Source organism: Helicobacter typhlonius (assembly GCF_001460635.1).
Lineage (GTDB): Bacteria > Campylobacterota > Campylobacteria > Campylobacterales > Helicobacteraceae > Helicobacter_C > Helicobacter_C typhlonius.
Genome location: NZ_LN907858.1, coordinates 799,905 through 816,994, shown reverse-complemented (window position 1 = coordinate 816,994; position 17,090 = coordinate 799,905). Strand labels below are relative to the sequence as shown.

Below are 17,090 nucleotides of genomic sequence, written 5' to 3'. Positions count from 1 at the left end.
AAAGGAATCGTAACTATTTTTTGGTAAAATACTATTCAAAAAGCGCAAGCATAATAGAGCTAAAAGGAGTTCCTATAAAGAATAAGCATTATTTTTTAACAATCTCTTTGTTTGCAGTGGTATTTTTAGCAACTTCTAGCCTCGCAAGTCAAAAGGACACACCAAAACAAACACACACAAATCCTTATTTAAAATCTTGGAGCGACATAGGGGAATTTTTTGCAAGTGATTATTTCTATGCGCCACTTTCTGGCACATCAAGGCTAAGCAGCAACTTTTTTAGTATAAAGATTCTAAAGCACAATAAAAACACTTTACAACTAGGCTTTCTACTTGAAAAAGCAATAAATGGCGGGGCAAGGCTTAGGGAATGGGGGAATGAAGGCTCTTGTTATAGAGATAATGAGAGCAAAGATGAGCCCATTGCACTTTTAAAGCCTTTAAGCCCTACGCAAGCACAGATTCTATTCCCTGCTTTTCCACAATGCGCCCTTATGGCACAAAGAGATGCTCAATACTTATATATTAATATAGAGAAGCAAAAGGTAAATAAAGCCTGTGCGTTTTTAGAGCAAGAATGTGAGTTTGATGTGGGTGAAGAATATTATATCACTGATAAATATTATAAGCTTAAAGCTGGATTTGACTGCACAAAGGCAAGAAGTGCGAGTGAAAAGAGCATTTGTTCTGACCCCTCTCTAGCAAATGACGATAGGATAAATAATGTCTTGTATCTTGGTGCAAGAGAATATATAAAGAATCTCGCCTTAGAAGAATTAACGCTATACACAGATAAAAATAATGAAGTATCTATCAATGAGCTAGATTCAAAGCTTATAAACACTCTACAACAAGAGTTAGAGACACAAAAATCCCTTCTGCTTAAAAAGCTTTTAAATACTCAAAGAACGTATTTAAAAAACAGAGAATCTTGCAGCGATGATAAGAAATGTATAAAAAATGTTATGGAGGAGAGATTTGGTGAATTAGACTATCCTTTTCCAAGATATGAAGAAGAAAACATAAACAAAGCAGTGCAAAAAGTCTTTATATCTCAAAGAAAGGATTAATATGAAAATGCCACCATTAAACGAACAAGAATGCGCGGTTCTTTTGCATAAAGCCACAGAAGCACCTTTTAGCGGAATCTATACTGATTATTTTGAAAATGGAAGCTATCTTTGTAGGCAATGCGGCACACCTCTTTATGAATCAAGTGCAAAATTCCCTAGTCATTGTGGTTGGGCGAGTTTTGATGATGAGATTCAAGGTGCAATAAAGCACATACCCGATAGCGATGGCGTGAGAACAGAAATTATATGCGCCAACTGCGGCGGACATTTAGGGCATATTTTTAAGGGTGAAGGTTTCACGCCAAAAAATACGCGCCATTGTGTTAATTCGCTCTCGCTTAGCTTTCGTAAAAACTCATAAGGCAATAGAGAATCTATGTGCTTATATTGTTTTGTTTTTGACTTGTTCTTTGTTAATATAGCGTGAATAGACATAAGAGAGGAGTAAAAAAACAATGCCCATAAAGATAAAAAGCACAATCTTAGCAATTCCACCAAAAGAGCTTGTATCAAGTAAAAAGACTTTTGAGGTAGCAAGGATAAATAAGAGAAGGGAGTAGATTCTAAAAATCTTTATATGCTTTTTGATGTAGAAGTATAAAAGTATTACTCCACTTAGCACTAAAGTTACCGAATAAGCGTAGTTTTGCAAAGGAAACATAAGCCAAAAATCCCAATTTATTGTGCTATCGGGTATGTGTATCAAATCTCCTAAAAAATGATATACATAGAATCCGTAAGCTACTCCAAAAAATAGCACTATAAGCCCGAGTGCGAAAATAAGGCTATAATTTACATAAAGGATAGCAGAAATGATGTGCCTATAATCTTTTTTAAACATATAATCTTGTGTTTGAAAATATGTAAATATGCTTTGGAAGTGCCACGCGATAAGAAGGCAACCTATTAATCCAACAAGTAAAAGAGCCATATCATAAAGATTCCAATGAGGGATAAGCATTATAAGTGGATTATACGCAAATATACCAAGAATAACCACATCATAATAAAATTTCACGCACAAAAAGCCTACTATAAAAATATAAGCCTGTTGCGCCTTTGTGCTTAATGTGTTGATTGCGTATAAATATTTTCCCATAATAAGTGCCAAAAGCCCAATACACAATGTGCTAAGAGGATATGAGGTAAGATGATTCCCAAAAAGAGACATAGAACATAGGTTTTGCACCATTAAAATTGCGCTTATGCAACAAATACCGAGCAAGATAATATTAACATAAGTGTGAAATGCGTAAGATTTATTTTTTAAAATAAAAAGCAAAATCGCACAAGAGCCAAGAGAGAGTAAAAGAGTGCTAAAATGATAGTGCATAGTTTTTCCAAATAAGGCGGATAATGTAATAAATATATTTGGATTTGGAGAGTAAATACTTACCGAATCAATATAAAACAATCCCTCTTTTGAGAATACATTTGCTAATATCCCAAGAGTGATAAAAATATATTCAAAATATGCAATATTGCGTTTGAGAATCTGCCCACCTAGATATGCAAGTATCAGCCCACTACTTACCCATATCACAAAAGGCATATTACTTAAATTAAGTGCCCCTATAACACATAAAATGCTATAAAACAACAAAAGATAATCAAGGCTTTTTGCCTTTGCCCATTCTGTGTTGATATGTTTGTAAATATAGCTATATGCAAAAATAATCATTGCAAACCATACGCTATATACATACAATACATCTTTGTTATGTATATCCATCATTATGCTAAATCCACATACAACCATAAATTGCAGCCACAGATAAAGAATCTTATGCTTAAATATGAAGAGATACACAGAGATAAAGCTCATAAATATGATACAAAAGGGCAAAAATGGCGCATTGTCTATTTTAATAAAAAGAGCTACGACTGAAAGAAAAGTCGCTATCAAAGGAGTATGGAGCACAAATGAACTCAGATTTTTTAGCATACAAGGGATAAGTAATGTCAATACACAAAGCATAGCTAAAAAAGCGTATTCTACAAAAGAAAAAGTTATAGCCATATCATCTCGCCCAAAAAGACAGACCACAAAGCATACAGGAGAGAGAATACTAAAGGCAATAAAGTTATTATACGCAGGAGATTCTCTAAGGGTGTGAAATTTTGCAAGTAAGAGTATATTGCCTAAAAACATACCAACACAGAGCAAAAATGCTATGAACAAATCACTCTTGCTCATAGTGTAAAATATTATAAAGTGTAAGCTAAAGAGAGCCATAAGGATATTTGCAAGCACTATTAAGTATATAAGTTGAGGCTTAGATTGAGCATATCGTAGCACACAATACATACTTATGATATAAAATATTCCTAAATAGCCAAAGAGAAAAGGTGCGTTATAATATCCACTTGAGAGCAAAATAGGCGTTGCAAAGCCTCCAAGTAATCCAAAAATACCAATAATCACACCAAAACGCACACTTAAGCCCAATCCTATAAGTGCAATGAGACTTAAAGTTATGAGCGTAAAAAAATCACCAAAAAAGCCATAAATCTTAAAGCCTCCATAAAAACTAAAAAATAGCACTACGAGTGAAGAACCAACAAGTGTTTGAGCAATTATTTGCAATGTTAAATGAGGCAAAGAAAAATATGAAGTAGAGGTATTGAGAGGTTGAGGTTGTATTTTAGCAATGCGCCTTAAATGGTGGAGTGCAAGGTTATAGATTCTATAAAAAATGCTATGATGTTGGAGATAGTGTAAAGATATGCCACTTGCAAAAAGTATCGCTCCAAAACATATACATAGACTTATACGCACCACAGGGGTAAGTAAATTATGCTCTAAAGAATAGCGGATAAGAAAAAAGGCTGCAAAAATAAAGAAAATTCCCGCTAAAAACACCATCACTCTTTGCGTAAAAAGCCATTCAAAGTCAAAAAAATCTTTTTGCTTTAAAGGTTGTGATTGTGTTGATTGCGCTGATTCTAGAGAAGTTGGGGGAATTTGAGATATTTGAGAATCTGCGCAAAAAGTAGATTGTGGGCTTTGCGTATGTGTTTGCAAAGATTTTTCCACTACTTTATCCGCCACAGGAGCATTCAAATGACTTTGTGAAAATATCTGCGAAGTTGGGGCAGATTCTATTTTTTGCTTGATTTGGCTTTTAAAATTATCTCTTTTTGCTTGTTTTAAAGCAGCTTTAAGGGTGGTAATTTGTGCATTGAGTGTGATTAAATGCTCTTGTAGTTTTTTTGTAGAAAAATATGCTATAAGTCCGGCAATACTCCCACATACTAAGAGAATAAGAAATAAGATTGTCAAAAGAATAAGAAGTGTCATTTTTTACTCATTTATATCCCAACCCATTAGCATTTGTGCGTGTGCTTGAAGTTTGTGCATATAATCTTGTGGGCTAAGTTGAGATTGTGTGCTAAGCTCGCTAATAAATCGCACAAAATAACTTCCTGCCACAATAATATCTACTTTATCTTTTAGTACTGCTACTTGTTCGTAGGAATTTATCCCAAAGCCAAGTGCAATAGGTTTTTTGCAGTGCTTTTGAATAAGCCTTATCCACTCAAAAAGTGCTTTATCAATATGTGTTTTTTCCCCAGTAATCCCAGCACGTGCCACGACATATACGATTTCATCGCTGATTTTTGCAATTTTTTTAATTCGTGATATGCTTACTTTTGGAGCAATAAGAGAGATAATGCGGATATGATGTTTTTTGGCTAAAATGCGGAGAGATTCATCAGATTCTATAGGTAAATCAGGTGCAATTATACCCCATACACCGCATTTTTTAGCTTCTTTGATGAATGCTTCAATGCCATAATGAAAAATAAGATTAGCATAAGTCATAATAATAAGTCGTGTGGGCTGCTTGTTGTCTTGGTTTATATGTTGGGAGAGCGTGTGGAGTAGCTTAAAACCTTGAGCAACTTTGAATCCTTGCGCTATGCTTTTATTGCACGCCTCTTCAATAACGCTTCCATCGGCGTTTGGGTCAGAAAATGGAAACTGCACTTCAAGATAACTCGCTCCGGCTTGGCAAATACCAAGTGCCGCATATAAGCTTGATTCAAAGCTTGGATAACCTGCAATGATATGTCCCATAAGTTGCGTTTGTGGTATTTGCTTTTTACTTTTACTCATCCTTAATGACTTCTCCAAAAAATAAATGTTTATTCTATCATATTTTGTTTATAAAGTGCTTGACTTTAAAGTGAAGCTAATAGTTTTTTGCTTACAATTTCAGCTATTTTTTAAAAGGAGCATAAATGGCTACAATCTTTACAGAATCGAAGAATGGTTACTTTGGTGAAGAAAAAGGCAACAAACACGCCTTTGGAGGACAATACATTCCAGAAATTCTCCTCCCTGCATTAGAGGAGCTAGAAATTGCCTATCGTGATATTTTTAAAAGCAAGACATACAGAAAAGAATTAAAATTTTCACTTAAAAACTTTGTCGGGCGTCCTACTCCTCTTATTTATGCAGAAAATAGCTCTAAGATTCTCAAAAATGATATTTATTTAAAATTTGAAGGTTTGGCAAATACAGGCGCGCACAAGATTAATAACGCACTAGGACAAGTGCTTTTAGCAAAATATATGGGTAAAAAACGCGTAATAGCAGAAACAGGCGCAGGACAACACGGCTTAGCCACAGCGGCAGCGTGTGCGCGACTAGGGCTAGAGTGTGAGATTTTTATGGGTGAGATTGACATCGCAAGACAATATCCTAATGTATTCAATATGGAGCTTTTGGGCGCAAAGGTTCATAGCGTAGGTAGTGGAAGCAAAACACTTAAAGACGCGGTAAATGAAACATTGCGAGAATGGAGCAGACGCAGTGATGATACTTTCTATGTGCTAGGAAGCGCACTTGGACCTTACCCATATCCTGACATTGTGCGTGAGCTACAAAGCATAATAAGCAAAGAGATTAAAAAACAAACAAAAGCTTATTTCAGCGGATTGCCCGATATTATGGTAGCTTGTGTAGGTGGCGGAAGCAATGCAATAGGCTTTTTCACGCATTATCTCAATGAAAAAAAGGTGCGCCTAATCGCCATAGAAGCAGGCGGCACAGGGGATAATCCCGGAGAAAATGCCAAGAGGATTCATAACCCAAATGCAAGTGTGGGTATTGCGCAAGGCTATAAAAGTCTCTTTTTGCAAGATGATGATGGGCAGCTTAACCTCACACATTCTATTTCGGCTGGACTTGATTATGCGGGGATTGGACCTCAATTAGCACATTTGTATGAGGTTGGACGTGTGGAATTTCAATCTGCCACAGATAAAGAGGCTTTAGAAGCACTTAGCTTTTTTGCTCAATATGAGGGCATTATTCCCGCTTTAGAATCTAGCCACGCTCTCGCTGCTGTTATACGCCTATGCAAAGATATAAAAGGCAAAAAAATTATTGCTAATATTTCCGGACGCGGCGATAAAGATATTTTTATCACTACAAAAGCCCTTGCCACAGAGAAATGGAAAAAATTCCTTCAAGATGAGATTGCACGCATTGGCTAGTTGCACGATAATGTATGCAATTTCACACAATAAAAAGTCGCTATTTAGGAATCTAAGGGCGGTTTTTAAGCACTCTCCATACCCCTATGCTTAAAAACAAGCTTATAAGCCCTAAGATTTCCAAAAGCTTTTGATGAAGCACTCTACACATTTTTCGTATGAGTTTTACATTGCTCCTTAAAATAAAAAGCAAACAGTATTACAAGCTTGATACTTTGTATCCCTAAAGAGAATCTCCCTGCTTATGAGCTTATAAAAACAAAGAAAAGCCTAATGTTAAAGCCAAATGCTTAAAACGCATTGCCCTACACCTTAAATTCTTGCAGCTTATTACGCGCTGCTTGGAGCAAATCTCTACGCGTATGAGGGAGTTTATCCTCTAACACTTGATTTAAAAGATATGCCAATATTGCTCCTATTTGCTTCCCCTCTTTTATGCCTATGTGCTTTAAATCTTCGCCATTTATACACAGCTCTTTAAGACTTAGAGGTATGCTCTGCCCCAATACATTTTGCACAATGTGATGAAAGGTTTTGAGATTCTGTGTGTCTGCTTTTTGTATCCCTACCTTGATATGCGCCTCTTTGATACGCGCTATATCTTCAAGTATGCTTTGCGCCCTCTCGCGCCCACCAAGATTCACAACAATATGTCTTAGCTCCACTTCTCCCACACACAAAGGCATATCATAATGCCAAAGTAAAGTGAGGATATGCTCCTTGCTTTTATTGTCAAATTTTAAAGATTCTAGAATCTCCCTCGCATAAGTTTTACAAGGATACAAAAAACACACCCAGCGAACATATTGCGTAGTATCTCTTAAAGCTTTAAATACCCTAAAATCACATTGTGTCGGTAGCTGCGGCACAACTATGCGGATAATAGATAAAAACGCACTAAGCACACTCTCTGCATACATTCCGCTAAGTAATTTATCAAGCTCTAAGCGCACACGCTCTCTCGCCACAGAGCAAAGCAAGGGCGCATTCATATGTATAGCCTCTTGCGTGTGAGATTCTATACTAAATCCAAGAGTAGCACTAAAACGCAAGGCGCGTAAAATGCGTAAAGAATCCTCGCTAAATCGCACTTTTGCCTCACCCACACATACTATGCGCTTATTGATGATGTCCTCCACTCCCCCAACCTCATCAACAAGTCCAATATGTGGCGCATAAGCAAGGGCATTCATACTAAAATCTCTTCTTTTTATATCCTCACTTATAGAGGTTGTGAATCTCACACTATCGGGCTTGCGTGCGTCACTATAAGTCCCATCAAGCCTAAAAGTCGTAATTTCATAGCTATGGGATTGCATAATCACACTTATTGTGCCATATTTTGCGCCTGTGGGGATAGAGTATGGAAAAAGTCTCATCACATCATCGGGCAAGGCTGAAGTAGCTATATCATAATCATTTGGGGGCTTAGAGGTATTATGCAGCTCACATAAAATCATATCTCGCACACAGCCACCCACAATATACGCCTCATATCCCGCACTATGCAAAGTATCCAAGATAAAAAGCACATCTTGCGGAAGAGCAAAACGGCTTGTATCAAAATGCTGCATTAGCGGAATTTTAGGCTAGGCTGCGTGTTTTGTGGAGTGCGCATAGAGCTGTCACCGGAGTTGCCAAATAATACACTTCCTACTAATCCGCCAAAGAAACCACTCATAAAGCCATTGCCACTACTTGAGCTTCCACTATATGTCCTATCATAGCTGTTATTTATATTAGCATTAGCATTTGTTTCCCTCTCTTGCCTTGCCTTAGCTTGAGCGTGTGCGCTTGAGGAGATATTGCTATTATTAAGTGCGAAGACAAAATTGACAAATCCGCCATAATCGCGCATAGACGAGCTAAACGGTATCTTTTCTTGTGCGGGGCGATTGATGTATTGCCTCACTCCTATATTGATTCCAAAGCGCGGGGTAAAATTGAGAGCTAAACCAAAATGCACTTGAGTTTGTATGCCTTTAGAATCTGCGCTATCTAGCCAATAATATGCGTAATTCACCTCGCCTCCTGCAAAAATCCCCACGCTACTTTGTGATGAGCCGATGTCAAAGAGTATATCACCTCCCATACCAGCGGATACAAATCGCGCTTTTGCCGGGCTATATCCCTCATCAAATTGACTAAATCCACCCTGTATAGGCAAATATAAACGCAAGCCCAAATTATTATTAAAATAATGCTTAGCACCATACTTGATACCGCCTGTATAAAGTGGCACACTTGATGTAGCTGTGTTATTATTTGGTGTTGTTACTTGATATGGGATTTGAGGCGTATATCCTCCTCCTATGGCAAAAAATGCGCCGTTTTTTTCATTGCCCAAAAGTGCACTTACCACAAACATAAGTAGCAAAGATTTTTTAAACATCATAGCCCCTTAAAAGACATAAATGTAATTAAGGCGATAGTTTAAGAATCCTTGCGCTTCTAGCTTTAAAGATTCTGCTTTTGTGCCTAAGTGAATAAAATCTGAATCATAGCTACTTACAAAATTAGCATATTTAACCTCAAGTTCCACCCTATGCTTTTGCAAAAATGTAAGCGAAAGCCCTGCTTGTGCGCTAAGACCATAGCCTTCTAATGTAGCAGGGCTATTATCTGAGTCTTTATAAATGCTATATCCTGATTTTGGAAATTTGTGTGTGCTAAGTACCAAGCCACCACCGGCAAATATCCCAAACACAGCACTTTGAAATTGCTTAATATCAAATAACACATCAGCATTAAGAGCAAGGCTATAAGCATCCATTTTGCGCTTTGCACCATTTTCATCTCTGTATGTCGCATAGCCATTATTATCGTATTCCACATAGAATCTCCCACCAAATCGCGCATCAGAGCTAAATTTTTGATAGCCTATTCGTGCAGACGCACCAAAAGCGTTGTGAGAGTAGTTGCTATGCGGATAATCAGTAGTAATATTGTTTTCTAATGTGCTATACACGCCACTATAAGAAGTGTTGTTAAGACTTAAGCTGCCACCTATAAATACCCCGCTTTCTCCGGCATTAAGCAGATTTGCCACAGCTACAACTACAAATGCAAAAATATGTTTTTTCATTGCAATACTCCCAAAATCTAGCTAAGCATTGTATCGAATCTTTTTTTAAATAATTTTATTTCGTATCATTCCCGAACGGACGCGCAAAATACCGCAAAAGAGTATTATGCGCCTTAAAATTGTGATAAACATAAAAGGATAGCGCACATAATGCCTAAAAAGCGTTTTTAGCACGAGTAATCGTGTGCGTTTTGTATAGACACTATGCAGATTCTCTAAAGTTTTAGAATCTAACTTCACGCCACTTTCTCCTTGATTGTAAGATACTATGCTATTAAGCACCTCACTTAGAATCCTTGAGCTATGCAATGCCCCACTAATACCCTCTAATGTGCTTGCATTAATAAATCCCGCTGCCTCCCCTATCAAAAATACGCCATTTCTCCCACGCACAAAATCGCGCCACCTTTGGGGTTGTAATACCAAACACGCCTCTTGCTTTAGCACCTCTGTAAATATAAATCCTAATCCCTCTAAACGCACTTTTTGTGTATTAAACGCAGCCTTACAATGTGCGTGAGGATATGCCCCTCCAAAAATAAAATAACCATCTTTTGACATACTCCAGCTGTAACTTGGCGTGAGTGTTTTGTCAAAAATACACGAAAGCATAGGTTTATTATGCTCTTTATACCACTGCTGAATACATACGAGGCTTTGCGTCTTTAGATGTGGATAGAGAAATCGGCGGATATGACTTTTTGCCCCATCTGCACCTACCACGATACGCACTTTACAAGTATAAGATTGTGTGCTAGATTCTAAGCTATCTTGCTCTTGCTTAAAATGCACTTGATAGAATGCTCCCTCTTTTTGTATAGACTTGAAATATGCTCGGTGAAAGCTATGGATATGCGAGGGAATAAGTCCCTTGAGCCATAAATCAAACTTATGCCGCTCCATATTCACATAACCTTTTTGTATGTATGAGGCATATTTAAAGCCAAAATCAATAGTATTAATAGCAAAAATTTGCGGATTAACCAAAACTTCATTAGGGAGATTTAATCCCTGCTTTGCCAAAGCCTTTTGCCCCCCCTCGGAGAGCAACCCACCACAAGGTTTATGAAAATTATCATCAAAGCAATCGCCCTCTTTATCTTTCTTGTCAATAGCAATAACTTTAAGATGAGGTTTAAGATTTGCTGCTAAATTGCTTCCTGCTACGCCTAAACCAATAATCGCCACATCATACACGCCCAAATCTTTACTTTTTTCCACTCTTACTCCTTAAATCCTCTTACAAATACAGAATCTACTTCATTTTTGATTTCATTCTCCACACACAAAGCCTTAATGCTACACTGCAAATCTGTAAGATAAAACTCATCGCCCTTATTTAAATCTGCAAGAGTAATAAGCATATTATCCTTGCTCACTTGTGCGTAACTATGCTCGCATAATTTGCGAGGATTAAGCGCATTTAATGCTTCATAAAGACGCTCATATTTACTCTGTGCGGTGCGGATTTGAGAATGCAAAGAATGCGTAAGAAGAGCGCGTAGATTCTCACATTGCAAAGCCTTATCCTCCAAGATTCGCAAGGTATGCTGCTTTATCATCATTCTAAGATTATAAATCTGCTCTTTTTTTGCATTATATTGGACTTGAAAATTATAATGATAAAAATACTCAAGCATTTGTTGCAACATCTTTTCTTTATGTGTGATATGAGTTTTAAGCGCAAAAATAAGTGCGTTCATCATCTCATCTATCGTGCGCAAATACTCATTTTTATCTGGCAAAAGTATCTCCATAGCTGCCGAAGGTGTAGGAGCGCGCACATCAGCGACAAAATCGCTTATAAATACATCAACCTCGTGTCCCACAGCAGAAATAATAGGCGTGCGTGCGGAATAAATCGCATCAGCTACACATTCTTCATTAAACGCCCACATATCCTCCATACTCCCTCCACCTCTTGCAAGAATGATAGCATCAAAACCCTCTTTACTCCCAAAAAAACCATCAGCCTTTTGCAAATTTGCCACAATAGAATCTTTTGCTCCCTCACCTTGCACAAGCGTATTAAAAAGCGTGATATGGATATTCTCCCATCGTTTTCTTGCAACCTTTAACATATCTTCTTTTGCTGCACCTGTGGCAGAAGTAAGCAAGGCAATGCGTTTAGGGAAACGCGGCAGAGGTTTTTTATGAGTAGATTCAAAATAACCCTTTGCGCTAAGCTTATTTTTCAATGCTTCATATGCCCTAGATAGCTCACCCAATCCTGCAAATGTAATGCTCTTACATAAAATTTGATATTCTCCTTTGGGCGCATAAACGCTAAGTGAGCCTATTATAATCACATTCTGCCCTACTTCAAGCTTTATTTTTAGAGTGCGTGCATTGCCTTTAAACATCACGCAACGCACGCTTGAATCTTCATCTTTAAGCGTGAGATAAATATGCCCACTTGTATGAATTTTGACACTACTTATTTCACCCTGCACACAAATATCCATAAAGGTAGATTCTAAAATACTCTTAATCTGTGCATTAAGCTCACTTACTGCTAAAGCCCTCATTTTTCCCCTTAAGATTTAAAAAATGATATAAAGATGGGGATTTTATCATATTAGAACTTTTAAAGACTTTTTGCTACAATAGCACAATTTATTTCAACACAATAAGGTAAGTTTATGCAAAAGATTAATAATGAAATATTCCTCTGCTCTATTTGTAATGTTAGCTCCGGAGATTGCCCAGAAGACTGCAAATACTGCACTCAAAGCGCACATTATGGCACACAGATTCAAAGATACAAAAACAAAAGTATTGATAAAATTGTGCAAGAAGCGCGGACATTAAAAGAATATGGTGCATTAGGATTTTGCCTTGTAACAGCAGGACGCAGTTTAGAAAACGATAAATGTGAATACATTGCCAAAGCCGCCACTGCGATTAAAAATGAGAATCTAGGTTTGCATATTATCGCGTGTTGTGGAAGTGCTGATGTAGATTCTCTTAAATATCTTAAAGCCAATGGTGTAGATAGCTATAATCACAATTTAGAGACATCTAAAGAGTTTTTTCCGCATATCTGCACCACACACACTTGGAAAGAGCGGTTTGAAACTTGTGAAAACACTCTTAAAGCAGAGTTAGGATTATTATCTGGAGGCATTTTCGGCTTAGGTGAAAGTTGGGGAGATAGAATAGAACTGCTTAAACATTTACAGATCCTCTCCCCTCATACATCTCCTCTTAATTTTTATATCGCTAATGAATCTTTACCTTTGCCTATGCAAACGCTTACACAAGAAGAAGCACTAGAGTGTGTAACCCTTGCGCGCGAATATCTCCCAAATACGCGCTTGATGATTGCAGGAGGGAGAGAGGCTGTCTTTGGTGATAATCAAAAGCCTCTCTTTGAAGCAGGTATTAATGGCGTGGTGCTAGGTGATTATCTTACAACAGATGGCAAAGCACCAAAAGATGATGTCGCAATGATAGAATCTTATGGCTATGTGCCTGCAACAAACTGCCATTAGGGATTACTATGGATTCCCAAAGTAAAGAGCAATTTTTTAAAATCTTTTTCATCAAAGTTCGCGCAACATTTTTTATCCTATGGAATAAAATAAAAAGCATTTTGGATTTTGTAGCTGATAAGGAGCTAAGCTTTTATGCGGCTTCACTTAGCTTTTACACGATTTTTGCTATCGTGCCACTTTTGCTTATTATATTTTCTATCTTTCTTAACTTGCCTAATTTTCAATCTCAAATTGCACGGATTCGCGACTTTATCCTTTCGAATATCTTACCCACACATACAGAAGTTATCTCACAATACCTTGACACTTTTATGCAAAATAGCTCTTCACTTGGTATGATGGGGCTTGGTTATGCGCTTATAGCTTCTGTGATGTTTTTTCGCAACTATGAATACATCGCGGCAAAAATGTTTAACTCAACACCTCGTAAATTTTTTGATTCTCTCCTAATGTATTGGACAATGATTACACTCTTTCCCGTAGCACTTGCCTTTTCGATTTATTTTAGTGGTGAAGTGCAAAAAACACTTAAAGGCACAGCAAATCTCAATCTTGTATTTGACTTGATACCCTATATCCTCACTTGGGCTATATTTTTTCTACTCTTTAAACTCTCTGCAAACAAGCCCTTAAAGCTCTTATCACTCCTTAGCGCGAGTATACTTACTACAATTATATGGCTTCTCACAAAATGGGGCTTTGTGTATTATGTATTTTATAATCAAACTTATAAAAGCGTATATGGCTCTATCTCCATTTTTCTTTTTCTTATGCTATGGATTTATGTTTCGTGGTTTATTATACTCTATGGAATGCGCTTTTGTGAAGGATTTGGCACAAATTTTGGAAAAACACTCGAGGAAAAATATGGTATAAGCACCACAGAGGTGTAATAACAGCCTAGATTCTAAAGTTGTTTTAGAATCTTAGAATCTTTTGTCTCATTTTGCTTTTGGCAAAGTGCAGATTCTAAAATCTGCAAAGTTTGCTTTAATTAAGTAAGTAATAACTTTATCATTGTATAATTGCGCCTCGAGAAATTTAAAGTAAAACTTGTCTTTTAGTGTGTAAAGGTGCATAGATTCTGTATAAATCTCGTGCAATTTGAAACTTTTAGAATCTTAAAGGAGGAGATTATGGAAGATATTTTTGACCCCAAATGTTTGACAATGAGTGTGCTCGCCTCACCGAGTATGGCAAACTTTAGCGGCGTGATGCACGGCGGAGAGCTAATGAAGCTACTCGACCAAGTAGCATATGCGTGTGCTACGCGCTATTGTGGCTGTGGTGTGGTAACCATAGGTGTTGATGGTATGATATTTAAGAATCCAATTCCCATTGGCTCACTCGTCATTTTTCTTGCCTCTGTAAATTATGTGGGAAGTAGTAGCTGCGAGGTGGGTATTAAAGTGATTAGTGAGGATATTAAAAATCGCTTTGTGTCTCACTGCAATAGCTGCTACTTCACTATGGTAGCAATAGATCCTAGCGGAAAAAAGGTGCAAATTCCACCACTTAATCCACAAACAGAAGATGAAAAAAAACGTTTTGAAGACGCGAGAAAGCGCAAAGAGTTGCGTTTAAAAATGAAAGCGTAAAACCAAAATCCTAATAATCTTGGCGAGATTCTAAAAATATATGACTGCTTAGAATCTCACTAAAACCTGCACGTAACCTTAAAAAAAATACAATCCCCAAGCTTTGATAAAGTGAAATTTTTAAGACTTAAGAGTTATAAAACAAGAATTTGCAAGATTCTAAATAATAGTTTTAGAATCTTGCCGTGTAAAAGCTTTTTCAAATATTTTTATTTCGCAATTAGAATCCCTACACCTCACACCCCTATATGCCACCCGCTAAAACTCCTACAAAGGTAGGGTTGCTATTACTAATTATCACAAGATTTTGGCTTAAGTCTGCTTAGAATCTCATCTGTATCCTTTGGCGATATACGATTTTCTAAATATTCCTTGATATATGGAAAAAATGCAAGAAGTGTAGGCAAAAGCTCTCCCAAATACACAGAATCTCTAAATTTCACAAACGCGCTTTCATCATTGTGAAAAATGAAACTATTGAGATATAAATCCGCCATAAGCAAGCGATAATACACATTACCATCAGTGGTGCGCTCTATGACCTGCGAAGGCAAAATCTTGTCCGTTATAAAGCCATTTTCCTTATCAAAAAACACATTGTAGCCATAAATATCTTGCTTGCGTTCAAGCTCACCTAAAATAGTATTGATATGCTCGTTTTGCACATAGCATTGCCTATCTGCCACGCCTAAAAGCATAAATACATCAAAATCAATCAAATGTCTCACAAGCGGACTTTTGTTAAAAGTCTCTATGTCAAAGACTTCGCCCAAGCGAATCTTAAACATCTCCGGTGCCACCCCGCGAAAGCCCTGCGCCTTGTAAGCTTGATAAGTAAGAGAAAGCATAAATTTCACTTCAAGTGGTGTAAGCATTACCGCCTTTCCCTCCTTTTTGCCCACCTGCTCTTTTTGTGCTATGGCATTAAGCTGTGCTATCTCTTGCGGGGAAAGGATAAGCGGGACTTTAGCATACCCTATCTCATCTTTTGGCTTAGAATCCTCAATGCTAATCTGCAAAAACTTGCTCCTATCCACTTGGTCTAAGATAAAAATCGCGTCCTCATAAGTCTCAATATCATCGTGGCTCATCACATCTCGATAATATGCCAACTCACTCTTAGCGGTGCGTAAGAGCTCATTAAAATATGCTTCATTCTCATACAAAGAAGACAAAATATAAGCCCCAAGCACGATAGAAGCTAAGTAGTTTTGATACAAAGATGCGTCAAAGCGGTGCTCGGTGATTTGAAAATACTGAAAATCTTGCTGGAGATACTGAAGTGCTAAAGGCAGATTCTCCTGTGTGTTACTGCCTAAAAATGCCAAAGTAAGATAGTCAAGTCCATAGAGATAATTCGCCATAAGCGTGTCGTTATACATATTTTTGAGTGGATTTTGCGCCACGAGTATAATATCTTGTGCCTCTGTGGAGCGGATATTGTGCGCTTTGAGTAGTTCATACGCGTTTGATATACGCTCAAGGTGCAAATGCACATCATCACTATCGGCTAGAGATGTATCAAATCGCTGATGATACTGCACGAGTTTCATAAAGATTTTATCAATTGGTGCTTGATGCGTGAGAATCTCTGCTTTCAATAATGTAAGGGCTTTTTGATACACTTCATAATGCTCAATTGGCAAAAAATCCTTATAATCGTCCAGCTCCTGCTCAAGTCCCAAACGCACCCTATGACTCGCCAAATGCGACATACTCTGATTTACAAAATTAAGATGATGTAAGCCGTGAAGAGCTAAAAGACGCACTTGAATTTGGGATTCTATAATCTTATTGAGCTCACCGCTCTGTTTCGCACTTTGATACTGCCAATCCAGCAATTCGCTTAGTTGCACGCTATCACCCTTTTCATTATTCAAAAGTAAAAGCGCAAGGGAAAGAGAAATTTGCGTATCATATTGTTCAAGTAGGGGTATTTGCATATAGGGCTTTGCAGAGGCGTATAGCAGATTCCACTCCTGCATTAAAATCAATGCTTTTTCGAGCATAGGCACTTCAAACTTATTTGCTTCGTTTTGCTCATAAGCACTCCAAAGCAAATTGGTAATTTCGTCCTTTTTTTGCTCCACAGGCATAAACTTGTGTTTTTGCTCACTCGGTGGCAAGAGAGATTCTAAACTCTCCCTCTTTGGTGCGTAGAAACTTAGAATCTTACTCATCAAACTATGAATATCCTCATCTTTATCAAATGTCAGCGGTGCTTGAATGTGATGCTCACTCGGCTGCTCCTCCACCTTATCACTACACGCCACGAATCCCACACTCACAAGCAATATCATCATATACACATAAACTTTTTTCATCTCTCCCC

Annotated in this window: 14 protein-coding genes; 6 read left to right on the top strand and 8 right to left on the bottom strand. The window is 37.5% G+C overall.

What is annotated here, in order from left to right; all coding sequences use genetic code 11:
- Positions 1-20: 20 nt before the first annotated feature.
- The gene (locus BN2458_RS04035; protein WP_058122048.1) at positions 21-1,070 is read left to right on the top strand and encodes a lysozyme inhibitor LprI family protein; all 1,050 of its coding nucleotides are present in this window, start codon (positions 21-23) and stop codon (positions 1,068-1,070) included.
- A gap of 7 nt (positions 1,071-1,077) precedes the next feature.
- On the top strand, positions 1,078-1,434 hold the full coding sequence (locus BN2458_RS04030) for a methionine-R-sulfoxide reductase (protein ID WP_034325826.1): 357 nt from the start codon (positions 1,078-1,080) through the stop codon (positions 1,432-1,434).
- Between the two features lie 21 nt (positions 1,435-1,455).
- Here BN2458_RS04030 and BN2458_RS04025 read toward each other — a convergent pair whose 3' ends face one another.
- Both BN2458_RS04025 and trpA read right to left on the bottom strand, forming a co-directional pair.
- The gene (locus BN2458_RS04025) at positions 1,456-4,374 is read right to left on the bottom strand and encodes a DUF2339 domain-containing protein (protein WP_034342987.1); all 2,919 of its coding nucleotides are present in this window, start codon (positions 4,372-4,374) and stop codon (positions 1,456-1,458) included.
- Between the two features lie 3 nt (positions 4,375-4,377).
- On the bottom strand, positions 4,378-5,193 hold the full coding sequence (trpA, locus tag BN2458_RS04020) for a tryptophan synthase subunit alpha (protein WP_034342989.1): 816 nt from the start codon (positions 5,191-5,193) through the stop codon (positions 4,378-4,380).
- Positions 5,194-5,318: 125 nt separating this feature from the next.
- Here trpA and trpB point away from each other — a divergent pair, with 125 nt between their 5' ends.
- Complete coding sequence (trpB, locus tag BN2458_RS04015) at positions 5,319-6,578, top strand: tryptophan synthase subunit beta (RefSeq protein WP_034342991.1); 1,260 nt, start codon at positions 5,319-5,321, stop codon at positions 6,576-6,578.
- Positions 6,579-6,883: 305 nt separating this feature from the next.
- On the opposite strand, the gene BN2458_RS04010 is transcribed toward trpB, so the two are convergent.
- From BN2458_RS04010 to xseA, 5 genes are read right to left on the bottom strand one after another with little or no spacing between them, the layout of a single operon-like run.
- Positions 6,884-8,152 carry a CCA tRNA nucleotidyltransferase gene (locus BN2458_RS04010; protein ID WP_052082132.1) on the bottom strand — a complete coding sequence of 423 codons (1,269 nt, stop codon included), beginning with the start codon at positions 8,150-8,152 and terminating at the stop codon, positions 6,884-6,886.
- Complete coding sequence (locus tag BN2458_RS04005; protein ID WP_034342994.1) at positions 8,152-8,970, bottom strand: outer membrane beta-barrel protein; 819 nt, start codon at positions 8,968-8,970, stop codon at positions 8,152-8,154. Before BN2458_RS04005 ends, BN2458_RS04010 begins: the two co-directional genes overlap by 1 nt.
- A 9-nt stretch (positions 8,971-8,979) precedes the next feature.
- A complete protein-coding gene (locus tag BN2458_RS04000; protein ID WP_034342996.1) occupies positions 8,980-9,663 on the bottom strand; it encodes an outer membrane beta-barrel protein in 684 nt (227 codons plus the stop codon).
- A 45-nt stretch (positions 9,664-9,708) separates the two neighbouring features.
- Positions 9,709-10,884: an FAD-binding protein gene (locus BN2458_RS03995; protein WP_052082133.1), complete on the bottom strand. Its 1,176-nt coding sequence runs from the start codon at positions 10,882-10,884 to the stop codon at positions 9,709-9,711.
- A 2-nt stretch (positions 10,885-10,886) separates the two neighbouring features.
- On the bottom strand, positions 10,887-12,191 hold the full coding sequence (gene xseA / locus BN2458_RS03990) for an exodeoxyribonuclease VII large subunit (protein WP_034342999.1): 1,305 nt from the start codon (positions 12,189-12,191) through the stop codon (positions 10,887-10,889).
- A gap of 114 nt (positions 12,192-12,305) precedes the next feature.
- Between xseA and BN2458_RS03985 the strand changes: the two genes are divergently transcribed.
- The 3 genes from BN2458_RS03985 to BN2458_RS03975 all read left to right on the top strand — a co-directional run bounded on the left by BN2458_RS03985 (position 12,306) and on the right by BN2458_RS03975 (position 14,758).
- Positions 12,306-13,157 (top strand): biotin synthase, encoded by an 852-nt coding sequence (locus tag BN2458_RS03985; RefSeq protein ID WP_034343001.1) that lies wholly within the window; start codon positions 12,306-12,308, stop codon positions 13,155-13,157.
- A gap of 8 nt (positions 13,158-13,165) precedes the next feature.
- A complete protein-coding gene (locus BN2458_RS03980; protein ID WP_034343003.1) occupies positions 13,166-14,053 on the top strand; it encodes a YihY family inner membrane protein in 888 nt (295 codons plus the stop codon).
- Between the two features lie 243 nt (positions 14,054-14,296).
- A complete protein-coding gene (locus BN2458_RS03975) occupies positions 14,297-14,758 on the top strand; it encodes an acyl-CoA thioesterase (RefSeq protein WP_034325793.1) in 462 nt (153 codons plus the stop codon).
- A 290-nt stretch (positions 14,759-15,048) separates the two neighbouring features.
- Here the strand turns inward: BN2458_RS03975 and BN2458_RS03970 are convergent, their stop codons facing one another.
- Positions 15,049-17,082 (bottom strand): hypothetical protein, encoded by a 2,034-nt coding sequence (locus BN2458_RS03970; protein WP_058122047.1) that lies wholly within the window; start codon positions 17,080-17,082, stop codon positions 15,049-15,051.
- Between the last annotated feature and the right edge of the window lie 8 nt (positions 17,083-17,090).

Bases quoted from the DNA above. Each gene is read 5' to 3' on its own strand.
- BN2458_RS03980 (WP_034343003.1), top strand. From the start codon at position 13,166: ATGGATTCCCAAAGTAAAGAGCAATTTTTTAAAATCTTTTTCATCAAA.
- trpB (WP_034342991.1), top strand. From the start codon at position 5,319: ATGGCTACAATCTTTACAGAATCGAAGAATGGTTACTTTGGTGAAGAA.
- BN2458_RS03970 (WP_058122047.1), bottom strand. From the start codon at position 17,082: ATGAAAAAAGTTTATGTGTATATGATGATATTGCTTGTGAGTGTGGGA.
- BN2458_RS04005 (WP_034342994.1), bottom strand. From the start codon at position 8,970: ATGTTTAAAAAATCTTTGCTACTTATGTTTGTGGTAAGTGCACTTTTG.
- trpA (WP_034342989.1), bottom strand. From the start codon at position 5,193: ATGAGTAAAAGTAAAAAGCAAATACCACAAACGCAACTTATGGGACAT.
- BN2458_RS04025 (WP_034342987.1), bottom strand. From the start codon at position 4,374: ATGACACTTCTTATTCTTTTGACAATCTTATTTCTTATTCTCTTAGTA.
- BN2458_RS04030 (WP_034325826.1), top strand. From the start codon at position 1,078: ATGCCACCATTAAACGAACAAGAATGCGCGGTTCTTTTGCATAAAGCC.
- BN2458_RS03975 (WP_034325793.1), top strand. From the start codon at position 14,297: ATGGAAGATATTTTTGACCCCAAATGTTTGACAATGAGTGTGCTCGCC.
- xseA (WP_034342999.1), bottom strand. From the start codon at position 12,191: ATGAGGGCTTTAGCAGTAAGTGAGCTTAATGCACAGATTAAGAGTATT.
- BN2458_RS04000 (WP_034342996.1), bottom strand. From the start codon at position 9,663: ATGAAAAAACATATTTTTGCATTTGTAGTTGTAGCTGTGGCAAATCTG.
- BN2458_RS03985 (WP_034343001.1), top strand. From the start codon at position 12,306: ATGCAAAAGATTAATAATGAAATATTCCTCTGCTCTATTTGTAATGTT.
- BN2458_RS04010 (WP_052082132.1), bottom strand. From the start codon at position 8,152: ATGCAGCATTTTGATACAAGCCGTTTTGCTCTTCCGCAAGATGTGCTT.